The following is a 26,364-nucleotide window of genomic DNA, read 5'->3' on the forward strand; positions in this document are numbered from 1 at the left end:
ATGAGCACCACCTCCCCGGCGCGTCCGCGCCGCCGCCTCGTCGACCGCCTGCCGGTCGTCCACCAGCTCCGGCAGAGCGTCGGCCTCCAGCGGGGGATGCTCGTCACCGGCCTGATCATCACCGGCGCGTTCCTGCTGGTGGCCCTGTTCGCGCCCCTCATCGCGCCCTACGGCTACTCGCAGCTGCGCTCGGGCGGCGAGTCGTTCGGCGCGCAGGAGCCGCCGAGCGCGGAGCATCTGCTCGGCACCACCGTCGGCGGCTACGACGTCCTCTCGCGAGTGATCTGGGGAGCGCAGACCGCGTTCCTCGTGATCGTCGTCGCCGTGGTCCTGTCGATCTTCCTCGGCGTCTTCCTCGGCCTCGTCTCCGGCTACCTCGGCGGCTGGCTCGACCGCGTGCTCGTCGTGATCTGCGACGCGATCTACGCGTTCCCGACCCTGCTGCTGGCGATCGTGATGTCGATCGTCATCTCCGGCGGGCAGTCGAACCTCTGGGCCGGCATCTTCGCCGCAGCGGTCTCGATCACCGTGGTCTACATCCCGCAGTACTTCCGCGTGATCCGGGCCGAGACCGTGCGGATCAAGGGCGACGCCTTCGTCGAGTCGGCGAAGGTCATCGGAGCGTCGACGCCGCGGATCATGTTCCGCCACGTCCTGCGGAACGCGACGCGCACGCTGCCGCTGATCTTCACGCTGAACTCCTCCGAGGCGATCCTGACCCTCGCCGGCCTGGGCTTCCTCGGCTTCGGCATCGAGCCGACGTCGGCCGCGGAGTGGGGCTACGACCTCAACAAGGCGCTGTCGGACGTCACGAGCGGCATCTGGTGGACCTCGGTCTTCCCGGGCCTGGCGATCGTGCTCGTGGTGCTGGGCATCACCCTCGTGGGCGAGAGCCTGAACGACCTCGCCGACCCGCGCCTGCGCGGTCGGCGCGCGGTGGCCGCCGGTGCCGGCGACGTCGCCGCGACGTCCGTCGTGCCGGGCGGCGTCCTCGCCGCCGACGGCCTGGAGACGCCGGGGCACGACCCCGTCGCCGGAGTGGAGGAGACGCGATGAGCGACCAGCGCATCGTCCGGGACGCCTCAGCGCGTCCGATCGTGGACATCACCGACCTCGAGGTCGCCTTCGCGAGCGACCGCGGCGCCGTCCGCGCCGTCGCCGGGGTGAGCCTGCGCGTCGAGCGCGGCGAGGTCCTGGCGATCGTCGGCGAGTCCGGCAGCGGCAAGACCGTGACCGCGAAGACCATCCTCGGCCTCCTGCCCGAGACGGCCACCGCCTCCGGAGTGGTCCTGCTCTCGAAGAAGGACGGCAGCGCGGCGACCGACGTCGTCTCCGTGCCCAAGGCCCGCCTCCGGGAGCTGCGCGGCACCGACGTCGCCATGGTCTTCCAGGAGCCGGGCACCGCCCTCAACCCGGTCTTCACGGTGGGCTGGCAGATCGCGGAGGGACTGCGCGCCCACGGCTCCGTCTCGAAGAAGGAGGCGCGCAAGCGCGCGATCGACGTCCTGCGCACCGTCGGCATCCCGGAGCCGGAGAAGCGGGTCGACTATTATCCGCACCAGTTCTCGGGCGGCCAGAAGCAGCGCGTCGTCATCGCGATGGCCCTGGTCCTGGATCCCGGCCTGATCGTCGCGGACGAGCCGACCACCGCGCTCGACGTGACCGTGCAGGCCGAGATCCTCGACCTGCTCCGCCGGTGCCGCGACGAGTTCGGCACCTCGATCGTGCTGATCACCCACAACATGGGCGTCGTCGCCGATCTGGCCGACCGCGTCGCCGTGATGTACCAGGGCGAGCTGGTCGAGGAGGCGACGGTCTCCGAGCTGTTCTCGGCGCCGAAGGCCGAGTACACGAGGAAACTCCTCGCCGCCGTCCCGCACGTGGGCCAGGGCGTCGAGCGCGCCCGCGTCCGCGCCGTCGAGCGCGCCGAGGCCCCCGAGGCCGAGACGCTCGTCGCCGCCGAGGGCCTGCGGATCCAGTACCCCGGCCGGCTCGGCCGTCCCGGCTTCGTCGCGGTCGACGGCGTCTCGCTGCGCATCCGCGCGGGCGAGGTGCTGGGCCTCGTCGGCGAGAGCGGCTCGGGCAAGACCACCATCGGGCGCGCCATCGCGGGCCTGACGCCGGTGACCGGCGGGTCACTGAAGGTCCTCGGCAAGGAGATGCGCGGCATCCGCGAGCGCGCCTTCCGGCCGGTCCGCGGCGACATCGGCTTCGTGTTCCAGGACCCGGCGTCGAGCTTCAACCCGCTGCTCACCATCGCGGAGTGCGTCGCCGAGCCGCTGATCGTGCACGGACGGGCCGGCGACGCCGCCGGGGCGCGCTCGCGCGTCGACGAGCTCCTGGAGGCGGTGCAGCTGCCCCGCTCCTACGGCGACCGCTACCCGCACGAGCTCTCCGGCGGCCAGCGCCAGCGCGCCAGCCTCGCCCGGGCCCTCGCCCTCGAGCCGAAGCTGCTGATCGCCGACGAGCCCACCTCGGCGCTCGACGTGTCGGTGCAGGCCCGCGTGCTCGAGCTGTTCGCCGAGCTGCAGCGCGAGTTCGGCTTCGCCTCGCTGTTCATCAGCCACGACCTCGCCGTGGTCGACCTGCTCGCCGACCGCATCGCGGTGCTCTACCGCGGCGAGCTGGTCGAGGAGGGGACGGGGGCCGAGGTGCTCGCCGCGCCGAAGCACCCCTACACGCAGCGCCTGCTCGCCTCCCTGCCCGTGCCCGACCCGGTCGAGCAGGCCTCGAGGCGCGAGCTCCTGCGCAGCATCGTCGAGGCGGAGCGCCGGGCGTGAGCCGGACCGCCGAGGATCAGGCCCCCATCGTCGTCGACGACCTCAGCGTCGAGTACCCGCCGCGCGGCATCAGCCGCCGGTGGACAGCACTGCGGGGAGTGAGCCTCCGCGTGGAGCCGGGGGAGGTGCTCGGGATCCTCGGCGGCAGCGGCTCGGGCAAGTCCACGCTCGCGCGCGTGCTCGGCGGCGACGGCCTGGGGCACGACGGCGGCCGCACGCGCCCGGTGATCATCGGAGGGGACGCGACGGTCGCGGGGCACCGCCTCCGCTCGCTCCCCGCCCGCGAGCTCAAGCGCTTCACCGTCGACGTCGCGCATCTCGCGCAGGACGCCGGAGCGGCCCTCCGCCCCGAGCTGACCGTCTCGGAGCTGATCGCCGAGCCGATCTTCCTCCGCGACCGCCACTACGACCCGAAGGCCGCGGCGGTGCGGGTGGCGACGCTGCTCGACTCCGTGCACCTGCCGCTGTTCCTGCTCGACCGCTACCCCTACGAGCTTTCCAGCGGCCAGCGCCAGCGCGTGGCCGTGGCCCGCTCGCTCGTGCTCGGGCCGAAGGTGCTGATCGCCGACGAGCCGACCTCGGGCATCGACGCGACGGTGCGCGAGTCGATCGTGGACCTCCTCGCCGACCTGCGGCGCCGGGAGGGCTTCGCCGCCGTCGTGGTCAGCCACGACATCGACGTGCTGAGCCGGGCGACCGACCGGATCGCAGTGCTGGTCGGCGGCGAGGTCGTCGCGTACGGGCCGCTGCTGGAGGTTCTGATCGAGGCCCGGCACCACTACGTGCGCGAGCTCGGAGCGGCCTTCGCCGAGTACGAGCGCTTCGACGCCTCCCGAGCGCAGCGCGTCGAGGCGGCCGACCAGTGACCGTCCCGCGCGTCGCGGTGCTCCCGCGGCCGAAGCCGGTGTTCGCCGAGGCGGTGGAGTCGGGCGGTGGAGTGGTCGTCGGACTCGACGAGAGTCCGGACGCGCTGCTCTGGCTGTCCTACGGCCGCACGGACGAGCTGGCCGCTGTGCTGGAGGAGCACCCGTCGATCCGCTGGGTGCAGCTGCCCTGGGCCGGCGTCGACGTCTTCGCGCCCGTGCTCGCCGCGTCCCGCGCGGACGTCGTCTGGACCAGCGCCAAGGGCGCCTACGCGGAGCCGGTGGCGGAGCACGCGCTCGCGCTGGTGCTCGCCCTCCTGCGCTCGCTGCCGGAGCGGGCGCGCGCCGTGTCGTGGGGGCCGAAGAAGGCGGTCACGCTGCACCGCGCCTCCGTGGTGATCGTCGGAGCAGGAGGGATCGCTCGCGAGCTCCTGCGGCTGCTCGCCGTCTTCGACTGCCGGGTGACGATCGTCCGCCGCGGAGACGAGCCGGTGGAGGGCGCGGCCCGCACCCTGCCGGCGTCGCGGCTCGCTGAGGCCGCGGCGGACGCCGACGTGCTGGTCCTGGCCGCCGCCGCCACCGCGGGCACGGAGCGGATGGTCGACGCGGGTCTGCTCGCGCGGCTCCCCGCCCACGCCGTGCTCGTCAACGTCGCCCGGGGGAGCCTCGTCGACACGGACGCGCTCGTCGCGGCCCTCGCCGAAGGCCGTCTCGCGGGCGCCGCGCTCGACGTGACGGACCCCGAGCCGCTGCCGGACGGGCATCCGCTCTGGAGCGAGCCCCGGTGCCTGATCACGCCCCACAGCGCGGACACCCCCGAGATCACCGCGCCGCTCCTGGCCGAGCGCGTGCGCGCCAACGTGGCCGCCTGTGCCGCCGGCGGGCCGTTCGTCGGCCGCGTCGACCCGGGCTCCGGCTACTGAGTGCGCGCCCGATTTTGCGTTCGCGGAGAGTTTGCTAAAGTAGTACCGCGCTGATCGCCTCCGGGTGGTCGGATGATCCTCGATAGCTCAATTGGCAGAGCAATCGGCTGTTAACCGGTAGGTTCTTGGTTCGAGTCCAAGTCGGGGAGCGAAGGGTCCGGGACTCCACTCTCGGGCCCTTTTTTCGTGCCCGCGAGCGGTCGCCCTCGAGGGCCCACCCGCTCGGACCGACGATCGGAGGGGCGATGCGCGAGGACGTGCTCGCTCTCCTGCGCCGCCGCCCCGACGTCGAAGCGCCGGATCTCGTCGCCGTCGACGCCAGCGACCGCCTGCTGCTCGACCTCGCCGCCGATCGCGGCCGCCTCGCCGTGATCGGGGACGCCTACGGGGCGCTGAGCCTCGGCCTCGCCGCCGACGGCCGTGCCGTGCGCGTCGTGCAGGACTCGATCACCGCCGAGCGCGCTCTCGCGCAGAACCTCGAGACGGTGCGGAGGTCGGGCGTCGACCTCGCGCCGATCGAGATCGTCGACTCCGTCGCGGAGGCCGTCCGCGACGCCGACGCGGTGCTCCTGCGCCTGCCGCGCTCACTCGACGCCCTGGCCGCCGTCGCGGCCGGGACTGCACTCGCGAACCCGGCGGCGACCCTGATCGGCGCCGGCCGCATCAAGCACATGACCCGCACGATGAACGACGTGCTCGCCGTGCGCTACGAGCGGATCGACGTCTCCCTCGCCCGGCAGAAGTCGCGCGCCCTGCTCGCGAGCGGCGCGCTCCCCGACCAGCCGCCCGCGCCAGGGCCCGAGCGGCGCCGTCTGGACGAGCTCGACCTCGAGGTCGTCGCACTGCCGGGAGCCTTCGCAGGTGCACGACTGGACCTCGGCACCCGCGCCCTCCTCGCCGCCCTCGATCTCGACTCCCTCCCCGCGGGCACCGCACTCGACCTCGGCTGCGGAACCGGCGTGCTCGCCGCCGTGGTGGCCCGGGCCCGCCCCGACCTCGCCGTGATCGCGACGGACACCTCGCGTGCCGCGGTCGAGTCCGCCCGGGCGACCGCGGCGGCCAAGGGGCTGGCCGTCCGCGTCCTCCGCGACGACAACGCCTCGACTCTGGAGGCGTCCTCCGTCGACGTCGTGCTCTGCAATCCGCCGTTCCACTCCGACGGAGCCGTCACCGACCTCGTCGCCCGGCGCATGCTGCGCGCGGCCGGCCGCGTGCTGCGCCCCGGAGGCGTGCTGTGGACGGTCTTCAACTCCCACCTCGCGCATCCGGCCGAGCTGCGCCGTGCGGTCGGGCCGACCACGGTGGTGGCGCGCGACCGCCGCTTCACCGTCACCCGCTCCGTTCGCTCCGACGGCTGAGTACGGCTCCGCAACCCCCTCCGCGGCCTCAGGTCCGCTGTCCGCGGCGCGGGTACGATCTCTCTCCGGCGCTCTTGTGCCGAACCCGTCCCGTCACCCCGGAGGCCGTCGTGCTCGAAGTCGTCCTCGTCCTCGCCCTGATCGCCCTGGTCGCGGTCGTCGTGCTGTGGCGCCGCGCCGTCGGCGCCGAGCGCCGTGCCGCCGAGAGCCGTGCGGAGGAGGCGGCGCGCGTCGTCCGCCTCGAGCTGGCGGTCGGCGAGCAGGAGGCGAGGCTCCGCATCGTCGGCGAGCTCGAGCAGCTCGCGGTCCGCAGCGCCGCGCACGTCGTCGAGGAGGCCGAGAGCGTCAGGCTCACGATCGACCGCGACCCCGCCGCAGCCGCGCGGTCGGCGCAGCGTGCCGTGCGGGCGGCCGAGGCCTCGCTGGCGCAGCTGCGCCGCATCGCGACCGTCGCCTCCGTCGATCCGGGGGAGCTGCCGCGCACCGGCGGCTCCGTCCCCCTGATCGAGGGCGCCCGCGAGCGAGGCCTGAGCGTCCGCGAGGAGTCGTTCGGCGAGCCGTTCCCGCTGCAGGACGGCGCCGAGGTGGCCGTGCTCCGGGTGCTCGAGTACGCCTTCGACTCGGCGCTGGAGACCGGCGGCGCGGGGACCGAGGTCCGCATCAGCTCCCGATGGACGACCACCGGCCTCCGGGTGGAGGTCGACGACGACCGCGAGCAGCACGGCGCTGCGGAGCAGGACGCCAGCGCTCTCGAGGCGGATCTGCGCTCGCTCACCGAGCGCATCGACAGCCCCGCGCTCGCCGAGCTGCGCGAGCGGGCCGCCCTCTTCGGCGGTGACGTGACCGAGAAGCGGACGCCCGGCGTCGGCCGGAGCGTCACCGCCTCGTTCCCCGCGATCCGCCACCACAACGGCGTGCACGGGGTCGACCTGGCCTGAGTCAGTCCTCGAGGTGCTCCACGCCGGGCAGCCACGAGACGCCGGGGCCGCCCCAGCCGCGCTTCCGGGTGATCTTCGCGACCGGCTTGTGGTAGTCGTGCTCGAGGCGGTCGATGTAGAGCACGCCGTCGAGGTGGTCGAACTCGTGCTGGAACACGCGGGCGAACCAGCCGTCCGCGACGATCTCGAACGGCTCCTGCTCGAGGTCGACCGCGCGGAGGATCGCGCGCTCGGAGCGGCGGAGCGGGAAGCGCTCGCCGGGGAAGGAGAGGCACCCCTCCGACTCCGTGTCCTCGTCCGCCTCGCCGAGCGGGGTCGGCGTGACGAACAGCTCGGGGTTGATCGCGACGCCGCGGCGGGGGGTGCCGTCGTCGTCGGCGTAGTCGTAGACGAACAGGCGCAGCGGGACGCCGACCTGCGGGCCGGCGAGGCCGACTCCGGGGGCGGTGTCCATCGTCTCGAACATGTCGGCGACGAGGGTGCGCAGCGCATCGTCGAACTCGGTGACGGGGGCGGCGAGGGAGTGCAGGACGGGGTCGCCGGCGATGCGGATGGGGAGGACGGCCATGGTGGACAGGGTACCGCGGGGCCGCCGACCGGGTCCGCGAGGATCATCCGCTGGGCTCAGCCCCTCACCCGTGCGTCGGAGGACTCCCGGAGGCGTTCTGGGTAGGGTCGACCCATGCCCGCCGATCTCGCCGAACTCCTCAACGACCCGGCGAAGTTCATCGGCATCCCGATCGCTCTCGTGGGCGCGGTGTTCCTCTCCCTCGGCGCGCAGTTCCAGCACCGGGGAGTGGCGAAGGTGGAGCGGTTCTCGAAGCGCTCCGGCTCCTCCGGGCTCAGCGGCGGCCAGCTGGTCGCGCTGCTCTCGCGCCCCTCGTGGGTGATCGGCACCCTGCTCCTGGGTCTCGCGATCGTCTTCCAGCTGACGAGCCTCGGCTTCTCCCCGCTCATCGTGGTGCAGCCGCTCGGAGCGGTGGCGCTCGTGATCACCGCGGTCGTCAACGCGCGGGTCAGCCGGGTGCGCCTGAACGCGGCGTCGATCCGGGCGATCGTGCTCTGCGTCGGAGGCGTCGGCACGTTCGTCCTCGTAGCGGCGTTCAACGCGGTCGACAAGTCCATCCAGACGCCCGAGCTCATCACGATCCTCGTGATCCTCGCCGTGGTGCTCACGGTCTTCGTCGTCGCCTTCCGCGTCTTCCGCCGCGGAGCGAAGGCGATCTTCTACATCGTGGGCGCCGGAGTGGTCTACGGCTTCGTCGCGACTCTCGCGAAGGTCGTGCTCAACCGCATCAAGTACGGCGAGTTCGACCCGCTGACGGTGGTCTGCATCGTGGCGCTCCTGGCCGCGACCGCGCTCGGCGGGTACTTCGTTCAGAACGCCTACTCCTCCGGCCCGCCGGACCTCGTCGTGGCGGGCCTGACCGTCATCGACCCGCTGGTCGCCGTCGCGATCGGCATCGTCGTGCTCGGAGAGGCGCAGTACGCGGCCCCGTGGGCGATCCCGCTCTTCATCGCGGCCGGTGCCGTCGCCATCTACGGCGTCTTCCTCCTCGCCAAGCACCACCCGCAGGCGCGCTGACGGCGCGGGATCCCGAGTGGTGAGGACTCCTCTGCCTACAATGGCTCCGCGCCGAGAGCCACGAAACCGACCGACCTCCGCCGATCGCTCCCTTCTCTCCCCGAGCGGCACGACACCGATAGGACCTCCCGTGTCAGATCCCCGCGACGCGTCCCGACCGGGATCGCCCGACTCCCGACCGCTGACGGTCGTGATCGGCTGCGACACCTTCGCTCCCGACGTGAACGGAGCCGCGAAGTTCGCCGAGCGCCTCGCCGCCGGTCTCGCGCAGCGCGGCCACGAGGTCCACGTCGTCGCCCCCTCTGCCGACGGCTGGAGCGGCACCCGGGTCGAGACGCACGAGGGCCAACGGATCATCGTGCACCGGCTCTACAGCTGGCGCTGGTACCCGCACGACTGGCTGCGCTTCGCGATGCCGTGGCGCATCCGGCAGAACAGCGCGCGCATCCTCGACGAGGTGAAGCCCGACGTCGTGCACTTCCAGTCGCACATCATCGTCGGCCGCGGCCTCGGGATCGAGGCGGCCAAGCGCGGCATCCGCATCGTCGGCACGAACCACTTCATGCCCGAGAACATGCTCGAGTTCACCCTCCTGCCGAAGGCCGTGCAGGCCAAGGCCGTGGCAATGGCGTGGCGGGCCGCGCGCCGCACTTTCGGCCGGGCGGAGGCGGTCACCACGCCGACCCGCAAGGCCGCGCAGTTCCTCGAGAAGTACACGGGCCTCCGGGGCGTCCACGCCATCTCCTGCGGCATCGACGCCGACAACTACACGCCCGACTTCTCGGCCCGCGCCGGCGACTCGATCCTCTTCGTCGGCCGCGTGACCGGCGAGAAGCACATCGACGTCCTGCTCCGCGCCGTCGCCCTGCTCGATCCGGCGCTCGACGCGAAGCTCGAGATCGTCGGCGGCGGCGACCAGATGCGCAACCTCCAGCAGCTCGCCGCGACCCTCGGCATCGCCGACCGCGTCCGCTTCACCGGCTACGTCTCGGACGCCGAGCTCAAGGAGGCGTACACCCGCGCCACCGTGTTCGCCATGCCGTCCATCGCCGAGCTGCAGAGCATCGCGACGATGGAGGCGATGGCCTCGGCCCTCCCCGTCGTCGCCGCCGACGCGATGGCCCTCCCGCACCTCGTCCACGACGGCGAGAACGGCTACCTTTTCGCGCCGGGCAGCGCCGAGGCCCTCGCCGACCGCCTCACCGCCGTGCTCACGGCCGACCAGGAGGACCTCGAGGCGATGAAGCGCGCCTCCCTCCAAATCGTCGCCGCGCACGACATCAACCGCACGATCAGCACCTTCGAGAGCCTGTATCGTGGGGAGCCGGTGGCCGATCCGGCCTCCGACGCAGCGTCCGCACCCGCCGCCACCTGACGGCCGCTCGGACGGCCGCCGCGGGGCGTTAGCTCAGCCGGTTAGAGCAGCGGACTCATAATCCGTCGGTCACGGGTTCAAGTCCCGTACGCCCTACTCCGTTCCACCCGCGGTGGTTCCTCCTCTCCAGCGCCGGGTCGGGCCTCCACCTGATGTCGTTCTCGTCGGAGCGGACGGTCCGGCCCCGTCAGGCCGACGGGCCGTGCCTCAGGACGGCGCCGACGCGGTCCTCGCCGGCACGCCGACCGCGGACGAGTCGGATGCGACGCCGCGGACAACGACGGCGCCGGCTCCGACCCGCACACGGTCGCCGACGGTCACGTCCCCGACGATCGTCGCGCGGGCGCCGATGTAGACGTCGTCGCCGATGACGGGCGTCCGACCCTTCGACTCGCCGATGGTGACGCCGTGGTAGATGAACGCGTTCCTCCCGATGAGCGTGCGCGGGTGCAGGATCACGCCGCGGCCCCAGTGGGGGAGCCGCAGGCCGGGCCCGACCTGAGCGGCCGGCGGCAGCTCGGCTCCGACGATCATGCGGGTCCAGACGAGATCGACCAGGCGGTAGACGAGGTGGAGGGGGAGCCGGGTCCTCCGAGAGCTCGAGTACTGCCCGAGTCGGAGGACGAGGACGGTGAGCCGGTCGGAGGCGTGGCCCTTGGCGGCCAGGTCCGCGCGGACGACGGCTCGGAGTTCGGCGAGATCCATGCTCCCAGTCTGAGTGGGAGCCTCGCGGGTGAGGGCGGGCCGTCGGAGATCGTCCGGGGCGTGGCGAGCATCCGCGAGCGGACGACACGGTGGCGCGATGCGCTAGCACGTCCCGACGCGCCGCGCCCGTACTGGCCGCTCCCCGCTCGACGTGATTGCCTGATCCCGTGCCTGATCTTCCGATGTTCCCGCTCGGCTCCGTGCTCCTGCCGCACATGCCGCTCCCGCTCCGGCTGTTCGAGCCGCGGTACCTGCGGATGCTCGGCGACGTCCTCGAGGACGAGACCCTCGCGTTCGGCGTCGTGCTCATCGAGCGCGGCCAGGAGGTGGGCGGCGGCGACCAGCGGTTCGCGGTCGGCGCCCGCGCGCGCATCCTGAACATCGACGGGGCGGAGTCGTTCGTCACGCTCGACTCCGTGGGCGAGGAGCGCTTCGAGGTCGTCCGCTGGTACGAGGACGACCCGTACCCGCGCGCCGAGGTCCGCCTGCTGCCCGATCTGGAGTGGGACGAGAAGCACGCCCCCGCGCTGGCTGCGGCGGAGTCGGCGGTCCGCACGGCACTGGCGGTCGCGAGCGAGTTCGTCGAGCAGCGCTACGGCGCGGTCGTCGAGCTCGCCGAGGATCCGGCCGCGCACGCCTGGCAGCTCGCCGGCGTCGCACCGGTCACCGAGCTCGACCGCCTCGCGTTCCTCCGCAGCTCCACCATGGAGGAGCTGCTGGAGTCGGTCCGGGAGCGCTCCGCCGAGGCGACCGAGTCGTTCCGCGCCGGCTGGGCCTGAGCCCCGTCCCGGCGTCCCACGACGAGCCCGTCAGTCCTCGAGGCTGACGCCGCGCTCCTCCGCCAGCTTGACCAGGTCGTCGACGACCACGAGCGCCATCCGGACCGAGCGGTCGCGGCGGTACTCCTCGTCGTCCGGGTCGATCCGCGAGGTGCGGTCGAGGGTCTCCTCGATCGACTGCGCGAGCTCGCGCCACGCGTCCTGACGGGCGTCGTCGACGAGCGTCGCGAGGTACTCCTCGTCCTGCGCCCGCCTGTGGAGGGAGTCGGCGACGAGGAGCGAGAGCCGCTCGCGGTGGTCGAGGTTGTCGACGTCGGCCGAGCGGTAGTCGTGCACGTGGTCGGAGCGGCCGCCCACCGAGGTCACGTCGGCGGCGATGCCGCGCAGGCGCTCAGCGGCCGCCTCTGACTCGCGCGCCAGCTTCTCGAGCTCCTCCGCGGCGACGACGGAGTAGCGGCCCGAGTCGAAGGGGACGTCGGCGCCGAGGCCGTCCATCAGCACCCGGTTCTTCACGGCCATCCGGCTCGCGTACTGCGCGAGCATCAGGCCCTCCTCGGCGGCCTCCTCGACGGAGGCGGGCTCGCGCGACGGGTTCTCATCGGGGTCGTACGGCTCCATCTTGAACCTGCGTCGACGCCGGAACCACACGTGCGTCACCTACATCCCGGAGCAGGCGCCCCGCCCGCCGGAGCACCTCTTCGAGAGTACCCGGCGGGCGGGCGCCGTGGTCGGCGGCTCAGGCCTCGCGCCAGTCGTCCTGCCGGAGGTGGGAGCCGGCCTGCGGCCCCATCTGCAGCATCCCGCCGTCCACGACGTACGAGGATCCGGTGATGTAGGAGGCGGCGGGAGAGGCCAGGAAGGCGACCACCGCCGCGATCTCGCGGGCGTCGCCGGGGCGGCCGAGGGGGATGCCGGGGCGGTCGATCGTGACGGGGTCCACGTCCTCGGCGTCGTTCATCGGCGTGGCGATCTCTCCGGGGGCGACGGCGTTGACGGTGATGCCGAGGGAGCCGAGCTCGAGTGCGGCGACCTTCAGCAGGCCACCCAGCCCGTGCTTGGCGGCGGTGTAGGCGACGGAGCCGACCCGCGGCTGGTGCTCGTGGACGCTGGTGACCGCGATGATCCTGCCGCCCGTGCCCTGGGCCGCCATGCGCCGCGCGGCGCACTGGAGGCAGACGAACGCTCCGTCGAGGTTCAGGGCGACGGTCGAGCGCCAGCTGTCGAGGCTCTGCTCGAGGAAGGGCTCGCCCCCGCCTCCGCCCGCATTGCTGACGGCGACGTCGAGCCCGCCCAGTCGATCCGCGAGATCGTCGATCACGTCGCCCGCGCCCTCCAGATCCGTCGTGTCGAGGCGCGCGATCTCGGCGCGCCGGCCGAGGGAGCGCACCTCCTCCGCCGTGCCCTGCGCGCCCTCCTCGTCGCTGTGCCAGGTGATGCCGACGTCCATGCCCGCCTCGGCCAGTGCCACCGCGGTCGCCCGGCCGATGCCGGAGTCAGAGGCGGTCACCAGTGCACGGGTGGGCCGGAAGTCTCGAGGTCCCTGGGTCATGTCGTCTCCTGTCTCGATCGGGCCGCCGATCCGGCGGACACGGGTCGATCCCATCAGGGGATCCGACGCGCTCGGGAGCCGGTTGACAGGTCCGGGCTCGCGCGAGACGCGTGGCGGTGTCCCCGCTGAGCGCCCCGATCGCGTTGACTGGGCGGATGGATCACCGGCGCATCTCGGTCGTCGTCCCCGTGAAGGACGACGCCCGCCACCTCGAGCAGCTGCTCGAGCTCCTCCGCGAGCAGACGCTCGCTCCGTTCGAGATCGTCGTCGTCGACGACGGGAGCACCGACGACAGCGCCGCCGTCGCGCGAGCGGCGGGCGCGCGGGTGGTGCGGCACGACGGAGCCGGGATCCCGGCGAGCACGGCGCACGGCTTCGACGAGGCGCACGGCGACGTCCTCGCACGGCTCGACGCCGACTCCCGCCCGGGACCCGACTGGCTGGCGCGCCTGGCCGGCCACTTCGCCGATCCCGAGGTCGGAGCGGTGACCGGTCCCGGACGCTTCGACGAGCTCGGCCCGATCGCCCGGGTGATCGCGCGGGTCGCCTACATGGACGCCTACTTCGTGCTGATGGGGTCGGCGCTGGCCAACTGGCCGCTCTTCGGCTCCAACTGCGCCGTCCGCCGGTCGGCGTGGGAGGAGATCGCGGAGGAGATGCACCGGCACGACGCCTACGTGCACGACGACGTCGAGATCAGCGTGCACCTGGGACTCCGGCACCGGATCGTGCTCGACCGCCACCTCGAGGTCGGCATCTCGGCCCGCCCCTTCGGCGCCTTCGCCGACATGCTCCGCCGGTTCGACCGCGCTCTGCACACGCTGGCGCGGCACCCCGGGATGGGGTCGTCCCTGCAGCGCTGGACGCACCGGGTGCGCCGCACCCACCGCGACCGCCTGCGAGCGACGGCCGCGGCGCGCCGCTCCGGCTGACGACGAGAACCGACGGCGCCGCCTGACGGCTAGGGCTGGGACGCGTCCGGCCGGGCCGCGTCGGGCTCGGCCTCCGCCGCCCGATCCTCTCCGGGCGCGGTGCGCCCCTCCTTCGGCATCGCCCAGACCGCGGCGAGCATGCCCACGGCGAGGACCGTGAGCGCGATGCAGACGAAGCGGGTGCCCTCGGCGAGGTCCGCCGGTGCGGGGACGCCGCCGCCCGCCTTCGCGTTCACGATCGCGCCGAACACGGCCACGGCGACGGCGCTGCCGATGTTCCGGGCGAAGAAGTTGGTCGAGGAGACCACTCCGCGCTCGTTCCAGTCGACGCTCGACTGCGCCCGGATCAGCGTCGGAGTCGCCACGAGCCCCATGCCGGCGCCGATCAGCACGCAGAAGCCGGCGATCTCCCACAGCGTCGAGGAGGCGCCGAGCAGGACGGTCAGCGCCGTGCCGATCACGACGAGCCCCGCTCCGAGGAAGCCCGTGTTGCGGAAGCCGATGCGCAGGTAGAGCCGGCCCGACAGGCTCGCCGCGACCGGCCAGCCGAGCGTCATCGCCGCGACGGCGAATCCCGCGCCGAGGGCGGAGCTGCCGAGCACGCCCTGCGCGAAGGTCGGGAAGTACGAGGTGACGCCGAGCGTGATCGCGCCGACGGTCACCGAGACCAGGCTGGTCGAGATCAGCACGCGCCGCGTGAGGACCCAGAGGGGGAGCACCGGGGCGGCCGCTCGCCGCTCGATCGCGACGAAGCCGGCGAACGCGAGGGCCGAGACGACGAACACGCCGACTCCGGCGGGGGAGAGCCACGGCCAGGCGCTGCCGCCCTCGAGCAGCCCGAGGATGAGCAGCGCGGTGCCCACGGCGAGCACGGAGGCGCCCGCCACGTCGATCCGCTGCTTCTCGCCCCGTGTGGTCTCGCGGAAGCTGCGGATCAGGAGGAACGCCGCCAGGAGGCACAGCGGGATGTTGACGAGGAAGATGCCGCGCCAGGCGCCCAGGTCCGAGAGCACGCCGCCGAGGGTCGGCCCGACGACCGAGGAGATGCCCCAGACGCTCGCGAGGTAGCCCTGGGTCTTCGCACGCTCGGCGACCGTGTAGATGTCGCCGGCGATGGTGATGCCCATCGGCTGGATCGCACCGGCACCCAGGCCCTGCAGGGCTCGGAACGCGATCAGCGCGGGCATGCTCCAGGCGAGGCCGCACAGGAGCGAGCCGACCAGGAACAGGGCGATGCCGATCAGCATGATGGGCTTGCGCCCGATCACGTCGGCGAGCTTGCCGTAGAGGGGGACCGAGACCGCCTGGGCCAGCAGGTAGATCGAGAACAGCCAGGGGAACTGCTCGAAGCCCCCCAGGTCGGCGACGATGGACGGCACGGCCGTCGAGAGGATCGTGGCGTCGAGGGCGACCAGAGCGGTCGAGATCATCAGGGACAGCAGGATCGGGCCGCGCTCCGAGCGCAGTCCGACACTCGCGCGGGTGGGGGCGTCGGTCACTCTGCCCAGGCTATTCCACAGCCGGGGGATGGAAGCGGGGAGGAGAGGATCCGCTCCGGGGCTCGATAGACTGGTGGCATGGAACTCGTTCTCTGGCTCGTCGTGTCCGCCATCGCCGGTGTCGGCCTCGTCTCCGGAGTCGCGGCTCTCATCGCCATGACGCGGGCGCCCTGGTCGGCCGACAAGTAGCCGCCCGGCCGGCCTCGCGCCGGCACTACTCGTAGATCCGCACCACGCTCCACTGCGGCTCCGTCGACGCGACCACGTCGAGCACGAACGCTCCGCCGGTCGCGAGGTCCGTCGCCTGGAAGCGCCAGCCGCCGATGCTCACCGGTGTGCGCCCGAACGTCGGCGGGAACCCCTCGAGGGGAGCCCACCACTCGCTCGTGCAGGTCCACACCGTCGGCCGGTCGGTCACCTGGTAGCTCCCGCCCCGCCACTCGAGCGCGATCGGCACTCCCTCGCCGTCGGTCGAGACCAGCGCCGTCTCGTCGATCACCGCCATCGTCGTGCTCCCGTTCACTCGCCGGACCCGGTTGGCCGTTCGAACATGTGTTCGATAGTCTGCGAGTGTACGCCGCGGCGCTCGTGCTCGCCACGGCCGCGGATCGACCGGTGGGAGGCGCGATGATCGAGTGGAGTCCGCTCCAGATGCTGCGCAGCAGCGGGCAGGACGAGTGGGTGATGGTCGACGCCCTGCGCACCGGCCGGATCGGCCTGGTGCGCCGCATCGAGACCGGCCCGTACCGCGAGACCTGGTTCCGCGCGGTGACGTGGGCGGCGGAGCCGGAGAGGCGGACGCTCGTGGGCTACTCCCGCTCGATGGACACCATCGCGGCCGCCCTGTGGGCCCATCAGCCGCCGACGGCGCAGGAGAAGCCCTTCCCCGGCTACCCGCCCTCGCGGCCGTCGCCGTGACTCCTTCAGCGAGAGGGGGCCCGGCCGTCCCCGCGACGGCGGCCTCCGTGTCCGCCACGGGGGAGAATGGCCCGATGCTCCTCGCACTCGTCGGCGGCCCCACGGGGGCGTGGCGGGCGATCGACCCCGTCGGCGGCGCCGAGGCCGGGAGCGGCCGGGGCCCGGCCGAGCTGGCGGCGTTCGTCCGGGAGCGGGAGCCGGAGCGCCCGCGCTGGGTCTGGGACGACACCGCGCGCTGGTACCCCGCACTGCTGTCGGCCGGCGTGGTCGTCGCCCGGTGCCACGACCTCCGGCTGGCCCGCGCGATCCTCCGCCGCTCGGTCTCCGCCGCCGCATCGGCTCTCGCGCGCTCGCCCCTCGACCCGTGGGACGAGGGAGCCGCGGCCCCCGCCGCGCAGGACACGCTGATCGGGTTCGAGGAGGCGGCGGGCGGCTCCGACGAGCTCGACCCCGTCCTCGAGCTGGCCCGGCAGGAGGAGGCGCTCTCCGGCGCCGCCGAGGCCGGCCGGCTCCGCCTGCTGCTCGCCGCCGAGTCCGTCGGCGCCCTGATCGCTCGCGAGATCGCCCACGCGGGGCTGCCGTGGCGCGCCGATGTGCACGACCGGGTGCTCACCGGGATGCTCGGCCCCCGCCCGCTCTTCGGCGGCCGCCCGGCCCGGTTGGAGGCGCTGGCCGACCGCCTGCGCGACGAGCTCGGCGCGCCCGAGCTCAACCCCGACTCGCCGGCCGAGCTCCTCAAGGCGCTGCGGCGCGCGGGTCTGCCGGTCGAGTCGACGCGCTCCTGGGAGCTGCAGTCCCTCGAGCACCCCGCGGTGCCGCCGCTCCTGGAGTACAAGAAGCTCTCCCGGCTGCTCACCGCCAACGGCTGGGCCTGGCTCGACGCGTGGGTGCGCGACGGACGGTTCCGGCCGGAGTACGTGGTGGGCGGCGTCGTCACCGGCCGCTGGGCGACCTCGGGCGGAGGGGCGCTGCAGCTGCCGCGGCAGATCCGCGCCGCGGTCACCGCGGATCCGGGCTGGAGCCTCGTGGTCGCGGATGCCGCGCAGCTCGAGCCGCGCATCCTCGCCGCGCTCTCGGGCGACTCGGCCATGGCCGCCGCCGGGCGGGGCCGCGACCTCTACCAGGGCATCGTCGATGCCGGCGTGGTCCCCGATCGGCCGCGGGCGAAGGTCGCGATGCTGGGGGCGATGTACGGGGCGACGAGCGGCGAGGCCGGGCGGCTGCTCCCGAGGCTCGCCCGTGCCTACCCGCGCTCGGTCGCGCACGTCGAGGCGGCGGCTCGGGCGGGGGAGCGCGGCGAGAGCGTCTCGACGTGGCTCGGGCGCAGCTCGCCTCCCGGCCCCGAGGGGCTCTCGGCGGATGCGGCGCGAGCGCGCGAATGGGGACGCTTCACCCGCAACTTCGTGGTGCAGGGGACCGCGGCCGAGTGGGCGCTCTGCTGGATGGGCGAGCTGCGGGCGCGACTGCGCGCCGAGGGCGGCGCGGTCGGCCGGGCGCACCTCGTCTACTTCCTGCACGACGAGGTGATCGTGCACGCTCCCGCCGACGTCGGCGAGCGGGTCGCCGCGATCGTCCGCGAGGCGGCGGTGCGCGCCGGACGCTCGCTCTTCGGAGAGGGCGAGGTCGACTTCCCGGTCACCGTCGCCGTCGTCGACTCCTACGACCAGGCGAAGTGAGACGCGGGATCAGTACCAGTGCGGCGAGCGGTTGTTCCAGCTCGACCACGCGTTGCAGGGCGAGCCGTAGGCGCTCTTGATGTACGAGAGCCCCCAGTCGACCTGCGTCGCCGCGTTCGTCTGGTAGTCGGCTCCCGAGTTGGCCATCTTGCTCGCCGGGAGGGCCTGCGGGATGCCGTAGGCGCCGGAGGAGCGGTTCAGCGCGTTCCAGCGCCACCCCGACTCGCCGTTCCACAGCGGGATGAGGCACCGGTCGACCTGGTCGGCGCCCCAGCCGAAGCGGCCGACAGCGGTGCGGGCGTAGGCCTGGGCCTGCGCGGGGGAGAGGCCGTCCGTGCGTCCGGCGTAGGTGCCGAGGGCGGCGATGGTCTTGGCGGAGCTGTTGCGCGCGCCGGTCGGGTCGTCGTCGCCGAGCTCGACCGGGCCGCCTCCGCCACCTCCGCTGTTGGAGGGCGCTGCCGGAGCAGCGGCCGCGGCGGGAGCCGACGCGGCGCGCTGGCGGGCGGCCTCGGCCTCGGCGGCGAGGCGGGAGAGGCGCTGCTGCTCCTCGAACGCCGACTTCGCGTCCTGGCCGTCGGCGTACTCCCGCTCGATCTCGGCGGTGGTGTTCTTGAGCGAGGCGAGCTGGGTGTAGAGCTCCTGGCTGTACTTCTCCTGGTCGGCGACCTTGGCGTCGGCCTCGGCCTGCGCGGAGCGGGCGGCCGAGAGCGCGTCGGCCGCGGCGGTGGCGAGGGAGACGCGCTCGCCCCGGGCCTGCTCGGCCTGCGCGGCGAGGGAGACGGCCTGGTTCTCGGTCGACTGCGCCGCGGTCTGGAGCCGGCTGGTCTGCTGGGTGAGCTGCGTCATGGTGCCGAGGCGGTAGAGCAGCTCGCTCGACTCATCGCCGCCGATGAGGAGGTTGAGCGTCGCATCGGTCCCGCCGTTGCGGTAGAGCTGCGCGGCGAGACGGCCGGCCTGCTCCTTCGCGGCGTCGGCGTCCGACCGGGCGGCGGAGGCGCGCTCCTCCAGGGCGCTCACGCGCTGAGTCGCCTCGTCGAGAGCGCTCTGCGCGGCGTCCGCCTCGGCGGCCCGGCTGATGGCGGCGTCGGTGAGGGCGGCGGCCTGGTCGCGCAGGTCGGCGAGGAAGGCGGTGATGCGGTCGACCTCGGCGGCGGTGGCGCTCTCGCTCGACTTCGCGGCCTCCACATCGGACCACGAGGGGTAGTCGGACGGGTCGTAGGCGGCGGACGCGGAGAGCGGAGCGGCGAGGGCGGCGCACAGGACGAGGACCGTGCCCGCTCCGGCGGCGACGAGGCGCCGGCGCGCCCGGGAGGGGACGCGGAGACCGAGGGGGGTGCGGGACATGCGAACCACCCTAGGCGACGGCACCCGCGCCTGTCTCGTCCTAGCTCGAGGCTCGACGGCCCCGACGGGGACGCTCGAGAGCGTATCCGCGGACGCCCCGTCCAGGCCCGTCGCCCGTGAGCACGTCGCGGGCCGCCTCGAGGAGGCGCCGCAGGGCCTCCTCCCGCACGCCGGCGGCGATCGCGGCGAGGCGGCGCTGCGGGTGCGCGTCCTCCTCCTCCGCCTGCTCGTCGGCGGTGGCGGGCAGCGAGCTCTCGTACGCGTCGAGGACGGCGGCGAGGTCGGCACCGGACAGGCTCGAGGCCAGCAGCACCCGGTCGAGGACGTCGTCCCAGTCCTCCTCCGGGGACGCTCCGTCACCCGTCAGCCAGGCGGCCGCCTCCGCGCGGCCCTCGTCGGTGAGCGCGTGCAGGGGGAGGCCGTCGTCGGTGGACCCGGCCGAGACGACGAGGCCCCGCTCGCGCAGGCGCTCGAGCGTCGAGTAGATCTGGCCGACGTTGACCCGGGGCCGGTGCGCGGCACGGTCGAGGAGCTCGGCGTGCAGCTGGAGGCCGTAGGCGGGGCCGAGCGTGAGCAGGGCGAGCAGGCCGTCGCGGACGGACACGGTGCTCCTCCCGGCGGGCGTCTGGCGGTGTGCGGCGTCCGGCGGCGCGGACGACCTGAGTATAGGCAGGAGCCGCCTACGGCCGGTCGAGCAGGCGCGGCGAGCCGCCTTGACGGAGGTCCGCCGCTCCTGCATGATCGGGCGTGGTGGCACGTCCACCGTCATAATCGAAGAAGGCGCACCGCAGAGTGTTCCGTGGTCCGGGTCGTTGGGGAAGACGCACCGGGACGAACGGAGGACACCATGGTGGCGCAGCAGACTCGGGGTGTGCTCTTCGTGCACTCCGCCCCCCGCGCGCTCTGCCCCCACCTCGAGTGGGGGACAGGTCGCGCCCTTGGTCGTGCCGTGAACTTCGCCTGGATCGAGCAGCCCGTGCTCCGCAGCACACTGCGCGCCGAGTTCGCCTGGGAGGGCCCGGTCGGAACCGGTGCCGTCATCGCCTCCGCTCTCCGCGGCTGGGCCGACGTCCGCTACGAGGTCACCGAGGAGCCCTCGCCCGGCGTCGACGGCGGCCGCTGGATGCACACGCCCGAGCTCGGCATCTTCTACGCCCAGACCGACAGCGCGGGCAACACCGTCGTGCCCGAGGACCGCATCCGCTCCGCCATGGAGCTCGCCGGCGCCGACCCCATCGAGCTGCACCGCGAGCTGCGCCTCGCCCTCGGCCAGGCATGGGAGGACGAGCTCGAGCCCTTCCGCTACGGCGGCGACTTCGCCCCCGTCGTCTGGATGCACGGGGTCGGCTGAGTTCATTCGACGCCGCTCCTCGCGCGGCGTCGCGCAGTCGGCTCGGGGAGGTGGTCGGGTTCCGTGGAGCGGCCGGCGTCCGGCGACGCCGATCCGCTGGCACGCGGATCGGCGGATACGCCTCGCGGGGGCCGCTCGCTCCCGCCTCCCTGAACCAGGCGGCCAGCGGACCCCCGTTCCGGCAGAGGCCCGCCTCGAAGTCGCGTCGTCACCTCGCGGTTGCCGCTCGCTGGCACGTCGACCAGACGGTCGGCGGAGCACCGCGTTCCGGCGGAGGGCGTCGGAAGACTCGTGGACCCGCCCGCACCTCTGTCGCGCACGACGCCGACGGCCCGAGTAATGGCGAGTCGCACGCTCCCCACGAGCGCAGCCGCCCTGATCCGAGCATCCGACCCGAGTCGCGGCGAAGCCCGCGCTCCCCTCGAGCACAGCTGCTTGAACCGAAGCTTTCGACCCGAGTCGCGGCGAAGCCCGCGCTCCCACCCGGACAGCTTCCGCGATCGGAGTATCCGACGCGAGTCGCGGCGAAGCCCGCGCTCCCACCCGGACAGCTTCGTTGATCCGAGCATCCGACCCGAGCCGCGGCGAAGCCCGCGCTCCCCACCAGCACCGCGTGCTCACCAGCCCGCACCAGACGGCGGCGCAGATCCCTCGCGGCACGAGGCGTATCCGGGGATCCGCGTTCCAGCGGATCACCGTCGCCGCACCGCACCGGCCCTCGGGAACCCCGCCCCCCTCCCCAGCGGACGCGCCTGCGCCGCGCAAGGAGCGGCGCAGCCCGCTTTCCGGACGGTGGAGCGGGGCTACGCCCCGCTACACCGTCCGGAAAGCGGCAACAGCATTGTGCCCCCCGAACCCGAACGAGTTCGAGATGGCGACCAGCGGTCCGTCGCCGAGGGCGCGGGGGCTGGTGACGACGTCGAGGGGGATCTGGGGGTCCTGCTCGAAGAGGTTGATGGTGGGGGGTGCGGTGCGCTCGTGGAGGGCGAGCACGGTGAAGATGGCCTCGAGCGCGCCGGTGCCGCCGAGGAGGTGGCCGGTGGACGCCTTGGTCGCGGAGACGGCGATGTTCGGGAGGTGGTCGCCGAAGACGCGCAGCAGGGCGCGGTACTCGGCGATGTCGCCGACCGGGGTGCTCGTCGCGTGGGCGTTGACGTGGGTGACGTCGGTGAGCGCGGCTCCGGCCTGCTCGAGGGCGCCGATCATGGCGCGGGCGGCGGCGGAGCCCTCGGGGTCCGGCGCCGTGATGTGGTACGAGTCGCTGGTGACGGCGCCGCCGGCGAGCTCCGCGTAGATGCGGGCTCCGCGGGCGAGGGCGTGCTCCTCGGTCTCGAGGATGAGCGTCGCGGCGCCTTCTCCGAGGACGAAGCCGTCGCGGGAGACGTCGTAGGGGCGCGAGGCGGTCGCCGGGTCGTCGTTGCGGCGCGAGAGGGCCTGCATCGACGCGAAGGCGGCGATCGGGAGCGGGTGGACGACCGACTCCGTGCCGCCGGCGACGACCACGTCGGCGAGGCCGAGCTGCATGTGCTCGTAGGCGTTGGCGAGGGCCTCGGTGCTGGAGGCGCAGGCCGACACGTCGGTGCGGGCGTAGGCGCGGGAGGGGATGGCCATGCTGATGGCGGCGGCGGCAGCGTTGGGCATGAGCATCGGGATGGTCATCGGGAGGACCCGGCGGGGTCCGCGCTCGCGGAGGGTGTCCCACGCGTCGACGAGGGTCCAGAGGCCGCCGATGCCGGTCGAGTAGTCGACGCCCACGCGGAGCGGGTCGACGTCGGTGATGCCGGAGTCGGCCCAGGCCTCGCGGGCCGAGATGAGCGCGAACTGGCTGGAGGGGTCGAGGCGCTTCGCCTCGGGGCGGGAGAGCACCTCCTCCGGGCGGACCTTGGCCTGGGCGGCGAAGGTGACCGGGATGTCGTACTGGGCGACCCAGTCCTGCTCGAGGGAGCGGACGCCTGATTCGCCGGCGAGGAGTGCGTTCCAGGACTCCCGGGCGGTCCCGCCGAGGGGAGTGCTGGCACCGATTCCGGTGACGACGATCTTCTTGGTCATGACGAGCTTCTCTGTTCCGTGTGGGTGGGTGCCGGGCTCACCCCGGCCGACGATCGCCGGCCGGGGTGTCCGCCACGAGGACGGGGTGCGCGGGCGACGACTACTCGGACGCCTTGACGATGAAGCGGACCGCGTCGCCGACCGTCTTGAGGTTCTTGACCTCGTCGTCGGGGATCTTCACGTCGAACTTCTCCTCGGCGTTGACGACGATGGTCATCATCGAGATGGAGTCGATGTCGAGGTCGTCGGTGAACGACTTGTCCATCTCGACGGAGTCGGTGGCGATGCCCGTCTCGTCGTTGACAAGCTCGGCCAGGCCGGCGAGGACTTCTTCGTTGGACAGTGCCATGGTTCTCTCCTTGGGGGTTCTTCGGGTGTTCGTCAGTGACCGTAGGTCAGTTTAGGGGTGGGGTCGCGCCGGTCACGGGAGCACCACGACCTGCGCGCCGAACACCAGTCCGGCGCCGAAGCCGATCTGCAGCGCGAGTCCGCCGTGCAGCTCCGGGTGCTCCTCGAGCAGGCGGTGGGTGGCGAGCGGGATCGACGCGGCGGAGGTGTTGCCGGTGGTCTCGATGTCGCGGCCGACAGCGACGGTCTCGGGCAGCTTCAGCTGCTTCGCGAGCTCGTCGATGATGCGCATGTTCGCCTGGTGGGGAATGAACGCGGCGAGGTCCTCGGGCTGGACGCCCGCCTCCGCGAGCGCCTGCTTGGCGACCTTGGCCATCTCCCAGACCGCCCAGCGGAAGACCGACGGGCCGTCCTGGCGGAGGGTGGGCCATTCGGCGGTGCCGTCGCGGTAGGCCGCGAGCGGGTTGTCCATGCCGACGGTGTCCCACTTGGAGCCGTCGGATCCCCAGACGGTCTTCGAGATGCCGGCGGTGTCGCTGGGGCCGACGACCGCGGCGCCCGCGCCGTCGCCCAGGAGGAAGGAGATGCTGCGGTCGGTCGACTTGACCAGCTCGGACAGCTTCTCGGCTCCGACGACGAGCACGTACTCGGCCAGGCCGGAGCGGATGAAGGAGTCGGCCTGGGCGATGCCGTAGGTGTAGCCGGCGCAGGCGGCCGAGATGTCGTACGCCGGGGCGGGGTTCGCGCCGATGCGGTCGGCGAGGAGCGCGGCCAGCGACGGGGTCTGCACGGTGTTGCTGATCGTGGAGACGAGCACGATGCCGATCTGGTCCGGGCGGATGCCCGCCTTCTCGATCGCCTCGAGGGAGGCGGTGGTCGCGAGGTCGACCGCGTGGATGTCGGCGGAGGCCCTGCGGCGCTCGATGATGCCGGTGCGCTGGCGGATCCACTCGTCGGAGGAGTTGATCGGCTCGATCAGGTCGTCGTTCGGGACGACGAGGTCGCCGCGTGCCGCGCCGATGCCGAGGATCCGGGTGTACGCGCTGCCGCTGGACTGGGTGAGGGAAGGGGTCGTCATGGGGTCTCTCCTGCTAGGCGGCGTGCTCGTCGAGGAAGGCGCGGGCGGCGTCCACGTCGTCGGGGGTCGTGATGGCGATGCTCGGCACGCCCTTGAGGCCGCGCTTGGCGAGGCCGACCAGCGCGCCGGCGGGTGCCAGCTCGATGATCCCGGTGACGCCCGCGTCGGCGAAGGCCGCCATGCAGAGGTCCCAGCGGACGGGGGAGGCGACCTGGCCGACGAGCAGTTCGAGGAACGCGGCACCGGAGTCGACGACCGACCCGTCGCGGTTCGTCCAGAGCCGGAGCGTCGGGTCGGAGGGGGTCAGCCCGGCGGCGACGCCGGCGAGGGAGTCGCGGGCGGGCGCCATGTAGCGGGTGTGGAAGGCGCCGGCCACCTGCAGGGGGATCACGCGTGTCCCGCGGAGCGGCTCCGCCTTGAGTGCCTCGAGCGCGTCGACCGCGCCGGCGACGACGATCTGACCGCCGCCGTTGTAGTTGGCCGGCTCGAGGCCGAGCTCGTCGAGACGGGCGATCAGGGCCTGCTCGTCGCCGCCGAGGACCGCGCTCATCGCGGTCGGCTCGGCGGCGGCCGCAGCGGCCATGGCACGGGCGCGCTCGCGGACGAACACCAGCGCGTCGGCCTCGGTGAGGACTCCGGCTCCGGCGGCCGCGGTGATCTCGCCGACGGAGTGGCCGGCGATGCCCGCGATGCGATCGCGCCGTCCACCCTCGAGGAGGGCGGCGAGGCTCACGAGTCCCGCGGAGACGATCAGGGGCTGAGCGACCGCGGTGTCGCGGATGGTGTCCGCGTCCGAGACGGTGCCGTGCGCGGCGAGGTCGATGCCGACCGCCTCCGAGTGCGCGGCGACCTGCTCGGCCACGGAGGGGATCTCGAGCCAGGGGGCGAGGAATCCGGGGGTCTGGGAGCCCTGACCCGGGGCGACGACGACGATCACGGTATCCAGTCTTCCGATCTGCGCTCGCACGTGCGGCGCGTGGAGCCACTGACAAAGCACAAAGAGCTTGTCGCGGGTCTACAAGTGTTCAGGGGCGGGAGGGGTTCGGCGAGCGGAGGGCCTCAGCGTCGGGACGGCTTCCGGCGGACGGCGCCGTCCGGGTCGCTCATGGAGCCGAGGATGAGGGCGGACTGGAGGATGAGCGCCTCGCGGGCGCCCGTCGCGTCCCAGCCGATCACCTCGGCGACCCGCTTGAGGCGGTAGCGCACCGTGTTCGGGTGCACGAACAGCTCGCGGGCGGTCGCCTCGAGGGAGCGGCCGTTGTCGAGGTAGGCCCACAGCGTGGTCAGAAGCTCGGTCGAGTGCTTCTGCAGGGGCCGGTAGATCTGCGTGATGAGGCTCTGCCGGGCGAGCGGGTCGCCGGCGAGGGCGCGCTCGGGAAGGAGGTCGTCGGCGTTGACCGGTCGCGGCGCGTTCCGCCAGGAGCGGGCGACCGCGAAGCCGGCGAGGGCCGCGCGGGCGCTGCGGGACGCCTCGACCAGGGTCGGCACCTCGTGGCCGAGGACGAGGTGGCCCGTCCCGAAGCCGGGCTCGAGCGCCTCCGCGATCTCGAGGAACGCGACCGGCGGGCCGGTCTCCTCCGTGGCGTTCTCGCTCGGCTCGGCGCGGCCGATGACCAGGACGAGCCGGCTGCCCTGCACGCCGATCAGCACGTCGGCGTCCATGTGCCGGGCCGTGCGGCGCAGCTGGTCGACGTCGAGCATCTTGGGGGCGGTGCCCACCAGGACGGCGACCTCGCCGTGGCCGTGCCAGCCGAGGGCGGCGATCCGGCTGGGCAGCTCGTCGTCGGCCTCGCCCGTGAGGATCGAGTCGACGACCAGCGCCTCCAGGCGCGCGTCCCAGAGACCTCGGGCCTCGGCGGCGCGCGCGTAGACGTCGGCCGCGGCGAAGGCGATCTCGCGCGAGTAGAGGAGGATCGCCTCGCGGAGGTCCTCCCCGCCGTTCTTGATCCGGTCCTCGACGACCTCGACCGTCACCTTGATCAGCTGCAGCGTCTGCGTCAGCGAGACGGAGCGCAGCAGCTCGCGGGGAGCGGCTCCGAACACGTCCGCCGCGATCCACGGCGTGGCCGACGGGTCGTCGAACCACGAGATGAACGAGGTGATGCCGGCCTGGGCGACGAGGCCGACCGCCGAGCGCCGACCGGGGGGCATGCTGCCGTACCAGGGCAGCGTGTCCTCGAGTCGCTTGATCGTCTGCGTCGAGAGCTCACCGGCGAGGGTGCGCAGCCAGGCGAGGGTCTGCTCCTTCGTGCGGGGAGCGCCCGGCCGGGTGGCCGGACGCTCCGCCGCAGGAGCAGGACCCCGCGCACTCGAC

General features: G+C 73.3%; 26 protein-coding genes and 2 tRNA genes. 15 read left to right on the forward strand and 13 right to left on the reverse strand.

Going from position 1 to position 26,364, the window contains the following annotated elements; all coding sequences use genetic code 11:
• From C5C53_RS11210 to C5C53_RS11240, 7 genes are all read left to right on the forward strand, one after another.
• Positions 1–1,056, forward strand: coding sequence for an ABC transporter permease (locus C5C53_RS11210; RefSeq protein WP_104226685.1), 1,056 nt, complete (start codon positions 1–3; stop codon positions 1,054–1,056).
• Positions 1,053–2,780, forward strand: a complete 1,728-nt coding sequence (locus C5C53_RS11215; protein WP_104226684.1) for an ABC transporter ATP-binding protein — start codon at positions 1,053–1,055, stop codon at positions 2,778–2,780. The genes C5C53_RS11210 and C5C53_RS11215 overlap by 4 nt, the downstream gene beginning before the upstream one ends.
• A complete protein-coding gene (locus C5C53_RS11220; RefSeq protein ID WP_258075412.1) occupies positions 2,777–3,646 on the forward strand; it encodes an ATP-binding cassette domain-containing protein in 870 nt (289 codons plus the stop codon). Before C5C53_RS11215 ends, C5C53_RS11220 begins: the two co-directional genes overlap by 4 nt.
• The gene (locus tag C5C53_RS11225) at positions 3,643–4,566 is read left to right on the forward strand and encodes an NAD(P)-dependent oxidoreductase (RefSeq protein ID WP_258063520.1); all 924 of its coding nucleotides are present in this window, start codon (positions 3,643–3,645) and stop codon (positions 4,564–4,566) included. The genes C5C53_RS11220 and C5C53_RS11225 overlap by 4 nt, the downstream gene beginning before the upstream one ends.
• A 76-nt stretch (positions 4,567–4,642) precedes the next feature.
• Positions 4,643–4,715, forward strand: a tRNA-Asn gene (locus tag C5C53_RS11230).
• 96 nt (positions 4,716–4,811) lie between these two features.
• Complete coding sequence (locus C5C53_RS11235; protein ID WP_104267563.1) at positions 4,812–5,924, forward strand: class I SAM-dependent methyltransferase; 1,113 nt, start codon at positions 4,812–4,814, stop codon at positions 5,922–5,924.
• A 110-nt stretch (positions 5,925–6,034) separates the two neighbouring features.
• The gene (locus tag C5C53_RS11240) at positions 6,035–6,862 is read left to right on the forward strand and encodes a hypothetical protein (protein ID WP_104223449.1); all 828 of its coding nucleotides are present in this window, start codon (positions 6,035–6,037) and stop codon (positions 6,860–6,862) included.
• Between the two features lies 1 nt (position 6,863).
• On the opposite strand, the gene def is transcribed toward C5C53_RS11240, so the two are convergent.
• A complete protein-coding gene (def, locus tag C5C53_RS11245) occupies positions 6,864–7,430 on the reverse strand; it encodes a peptide deformylase (RefSeq protein ID WP_104267564.1) in 567 nt (188 codons plus the stop codon).
• A gap of 114 nt (positions 7,431–7,544) precedes the next feature.
• Between def and C5C53_RS11250 the strand changes: the two genes are divergently transcribed.
• The 3 genes from C5C53_RS11250 to C5C53_RS11260 all read left to right on the forward strand — a co-directional run bounded on the left by C5C53_RS11250 (position 7,545) and on the right by C5C53_RS11260 (position 9,918).
• Positions 7,545–8,447 carry a DMT family transporter gene (locus C5C53_RS11250; RefSeq protein ID WP_104234188.1) on the forward strand — a complete coding sequence of 301 codons (903 nt, stop codon included), beginning with the start codon at positions 7,545–7,547 and terminating at the stop codon, positions 8,445–8,447.
• A 130-nt stretch (positions 8,448–8,577) separates the two neighbouring features.
• A complete protein-coding gene (locus C5C53_RS11255; RefSeq protein ID WP_258063521.1) occupies positions 8,578–9,822 on the forward strand; it encodes a glycosyltransferase in 1,245 nt (414 codons plus the stop codon).
• 22 nt (positions 9,823–9,844) lie between these two features.
• A tRNA-Ile gene (locus C5C53_RS11260) sits at positions 9,845–9,918 on the forward strand.
• A gap of 111 nt (positions 9,919–10,029) precedes the next feature.
• Here the strand turns inward: C5C53_RS11260 and C5C53_RS11265 are convergent.
• Complete coding sequence (locus C5C53_RS11265; RefSeq protein ID WP_104267566.1) at positions 10,030–10,527, reverse strand: DapH/DapD/GlmU-related protein; 498 nt, start codon at positions 10,525–10,527, stop codon at positions 10,030–10,032.
• Positions 10,528–10,694: 167 nt separating this feature from the next.
• Here C5C53_RS11265 and C5C53_RS11270 point away from each other — a divergent pair, with 167 nt between their 5' ends.
• Positions 10,695–11,306: an LON peptidase substrate-binding domain-containing protein gene (locus C5C53_RS11270; RefSeq protein WP_244229436.1), complete on the forward strand. Its 612-nt coding sequence runs from the start codon at positions 10,695–10,697 to the stop codon at positions 11,304–11,306.
• Between the two features lie 30 nt (positions 11,307–11,336).
• On the opposite strand, the gene C5C53_RS11275 is transcribed toward C5C53_RS11270, so the two are convergent.
• Together C5C53_RS11275 and C5C53_RS11280 are read right to left on the reverse strand one after the other, a co-directional pair.
• The gene (locus C5C53_RS11275; RefSeq protein WP_104223455.1) at positions 11,337–11,924 is read right to left on the reverse strand and encodes a hypothetical protein; all 588 of its coding nucleotides are present in this window, start codon (positions 11,922–11,924) and stop codon (positions 11,337–11,339) included.
• A gap of 118 nt (positions 11,925–12,042) precedes the next feature.
• Positions 12,043–12,855, reverse strand: a complete 813-nt coding sequence (locus C5C53_RS11280) for an SDR family oxidoreductase (RefSeq protein WP_104267594.1) — start codon at positions 12,853–12,855, stop codon at positions 12,043–12,045.
• Between the two features lie 155 nt (positions 12,856–13,010).
• Between C5C53_RS11280 and C5C53_RS11285 the strand changes: the two genes are divergently transcribed.
• A complete protein-coding gene (locus C5C53_RS11285) occupies positions 13,011–13,787 on the forward strand; it encodes a glycosyltransferase family 2 protein (RefSeq protein WP_104223456.1) in 777 nt (258 codons plus the stop codon).
• A gap of 29 nt (positions 13,788–13,816) precedes the next feature.
• On the opposite strand, the gene C5C53_RS11290 is transcribed toward C5C53_RS11285, so the two are convergent.
• Both C5C53_RS11290 and C5C53_RS11295 read right to left on the reverse strand, forming a co-directional pair.
• Positions 13,817–15,217, reverse strand: coding sequence for an MDR family MFS transporter (locus tag C5C53_RS11290; RefSeq protein WP_104267595.1), 1,401 nt, complete (start codon positions 15,215–15,217; stop codon positions 13,817–13,819).
• A 283-nt stretch (positions 15,218–15,500) separates the two neighbouring features.
• A complete protein-coding gene (locus C5C53_RS11295; RefSeq protein ID WP_146084670.1) occupies positions 15,501–15,809 on the reverse strand; it encodes a hypothetical protein in 309 nt (102 codons plus the stop codon).
• Between the two features lie 104 nt (positions 15,810–15,913).
• Here C5C53_RS11295 and C5C53_RS11300 point away from each other — a divergent pair, with 104 nt between their 5' ends.
• The gene (locus tag C5C53_RS11300) at positions 15,914–16,204 is read left to right on the forward strand and encodes a hypothetical protein (protein ID WP_146076962.1); all 291 of its coding nucleotides are present in this window, start codon (positions 15,914–15,916) and stop codon (positions 16,202–16,204) included.
• A 74-nt stretch (positions 16,205–16,278) separates the two neighbouring features.
• Positions 16,279–17,880 carry a bifunctional 3'-5' exonuclease/DNA polymerase gene (locus C5C53_RS11305; protein WP_104267568.1) on the forward strand — a complete coding sequence of 534 codons (1,602 nt, stop codon included), beginning with the start codon at positions 16,279–16,281 and terminating at the stop codon, positions 17,878–17,880.
• A gap of 9 nt (positions 17,881–17,889) precedes the next feature.
• Here C5C53_RS11305 and C5C53_RS11310 read toward each other — a convergent pair whose 3' ends face one another.
• Positions 17,890–19,224, reverse strand: a complete 1,335-nt coding sequence (locus C5C53_RS11310; protein ID WP_104267569.1) for a hypothetical protein — start codon at positions 19,222–19,224, stop codon at positions 17,890–17,892.
• Positions 19,225–19,264: 40 nt separating this feature from the next.
• Positions 19,265–19,828: a PadR family transcriptional regulator gene (locus tag C5C53_RS11315; RefSeq protein ID WP_181127758.1), complete on the reverse strand. Its 564-nt coding sequence runs from the start codon at positions 19,826–19,828 to the stop codon at positions 19,265–19,267.
• 243 nt (positions 19,829–20,071) lie between these two features.
• On the opposite strand from C5C53_RS11315, the gene C5C53_RS11320 reads away from it, so the two are divergent.
• Complete coding sequence (locus tag C5C53_RS11320) at positions 20,072–20,575, forward strand: DUF3145 domain-containing protein (protein WP_104226674.1); 504 nt, start codon at positions 20,072–20,074, stop codon at positions 20,573–20,575.
• An 813-nt stretch (positions 20,576–21,388) separates the two neighbouring features.
• On the opposite strand, the gene C5C53_RS11325 is transcribed toward C5C53_RS11320, so the two are convergent.
• From C5C53_RS11325 to C5C53_RS11345, 5 genes are all read right to left on the reverse strand, one after another.
• The gene (locus C5C53_RS11325; RefSeq protein ID WP_104226673.1) at positions 21,389–22,624 is read right to left on the reverse strand and encodes a beta-ketoacyl synthase; all 1,236 of its coding nucleotides are present in this window, start codon (positions 22,622–22,624) and stop codon (positions 21,389–21,391) included.
• 100 nt (positions 22,625–22,724) lie between these two features.
• Positions 22,725–22,973: an acyl carrier protein gene (locus tag C5C53_RS11330; protein WP_104223463.1), complete on the reverse strand. Its 249-nt coding sequence runs from the start codon at positions 22,971–22,973 to the stop codon at positions 22,725–22,727.
• Between the two features lie 72 nt (positions 22,974–23,045).
• The gene (locus tag C5C53_RS11335; RefSeq protein ID WP_104267571.1) at positions 23,046–24,050 is read right to left on the reverse strand and encodes a beta-ketoacyl-ACP synthase III; all 1,005 of its coding nucleotides are present in this window, start codon (positions 24,048–24,050) and stop codon (positions 23,046–23,048) included.
• Between the two features lie 13 nt (positions 24,051–24,063).
• On the reverse strand, positions 24,064–24,987 hold the full coding sequence (locus C5C53_RS11340; RefSeq protein ID WP_104250961.1) for an ACP S-malonyltransferase: 924 nt from the start codon (positions 24,985–24,987) through the stop codon (positions 24,064–24,066).
• A gap of 122 nt (positions 24,988–25,109) precedes the next feature.
• On the reverse strand, positions 25,110–26,276 hold the full coding sequence (locus C5C53_RS11345) for a CdaR family transcriptional regulator (protein ID WP_181027189.1): 1,167 nt from the start codon (positions 26,274–26,276) through the stop codon (positions 25,110–25,112).
• Between the last annotated feature and the right edge of the window lie 88 nt (positions 26,277–26,364).

This window comes from Rathayibacter sp. AY1E3 (assembly GCF_002932235.1).
Lineage (GTDB): Bacteria > Actinomycetota > Actinomycetes > Actinomycetales > Microbacteriaceae > Rathayibacter.

Excerpts from the sequence above, each read along its gene's own strand:
- def (WP_104267564.1), bottom strand. The coding sequence starts at position 7,430 with ATGGCCGTCCTCCCCATCCGCATCGCCGGCGACCCCGTCCTGCACTCC.
- C5C53_RS11330 (WP_104223463.1), bottom strand. The coding sequence starts at position 22,973 with ATGGCACTGTCCAACGAAGAAGTCCTCGCCGGCCTGGCCGAGCTTGTC.
- C5C53_RS11250 (WP_104234188.1), top strand. The coding sequence starts at position 7,545 with ATGCCCGCCGATCTCGCCGAACTCCTCAACGACCCGGCGAAGTTCATC.
- C5C53_RS11215 (WP_104226684.1), top strand. The coding sequence starts at position 1,053 with ATGAGCGACCAGCGCATCGTCCGGGACGCCTCAGCGCGTCCGATCGTG.
- C5C53_RS11235 (WP_104267563.1), top strand. The coding sequence starts at position 4,812 with ATGCGCGAGGACGTGCTCGCTCTCCTGCGCCGCCGCCCCGACGTCGAA.
- C5C53_RS11305 (WP_104267568.1), top strand. The coding sequence starts at position 16,279 with ATGCTCCTCGCACTCGTCGGCGGCCCCACGGGGGCGTGGCGGGCGATC.
- C5C53_RS11290 (WP_104267595.1), bottom strand. The coding sequence starts at position 15,217 with ATGATCTCGACCGCTCTGGTCGCCCTCGACGCCACGATCCTCTCGACG.
- C5C53_RS11275 (WP_104223455.1), bottom strand. The coding sequence starts at position 11,924 with ATGGAGCCGTACGACCCCGATGAGAACCCGTCGCGCGAGCCCGCCTCC.
- C5C53_RS11265 (WP_104267566.1), bottom strand. The coding sequence starts at position 10,527 with ATGGATCTCGCCGAACTCCGAGCCGTCGTCCGCGCGGACCTGGCCGCC.
- C5C53_RS11300 (WP_146076962.1), top strand. The coding sequence starts at position 15,914 with ATGATCGAGTGGAGTCCGCTCCAGATGCTGCGCAGCAGCGGGCAGGAC.
- C5C53_RS11310 (WP_104267569.1), bottom strand. The coding sequence starts at position 19,224 with ATGTCCCGCACCCCCCTCGGTCTCCGCGTCCCCTCCCGGGCGCGCCGG.
- C5C53_RS11320 (WP_104226674.1), top strand. The coding sequence starts at position 20,072 with ATGGTGGCGCAGCAGACTCGGGGTGTGCTCTTCGTGCACTCCGCCCCC.
- C5C53_RS11285 (WP_104223456.1), top strand. The coding sequence starts at position 13,011 with ATGGATCACCGGCGCATCTCGGTCGTCGTCCCCGTGAAGGACGACGCC.
- C5C53_RS11335 (WP_104267571.1), bottom strand. The coding sequence starts at position 24,050 with ATGACGACCCCTTCCCTCACCCAGTCCAGCGGCAGCGCGTACACCCGG.
- C5C53_RS11210 (WP_104226685.1), top strand. The coding sequence starts at position 1 with ATGAGCACCACCTCCCCGGCGCGTCCGCGCCGCCGCCTCGTCGACCGC.
- C5C53_RS11280 (WP_104267594.1), bottom strand. The coding sequence starts at position 12,855 with ATGACCCAGGGACCTCGAGACTTCCGGCCCACCCGTGCACTGGTGACC.
- C5C53_RS11325 (WP_104226673.1), bottom strand. The coding sequence starts at position 22,624 with ATGACCAAGAAGATCGTCGTCACCGGAATCGGTGCCAGCACTCCCCTC.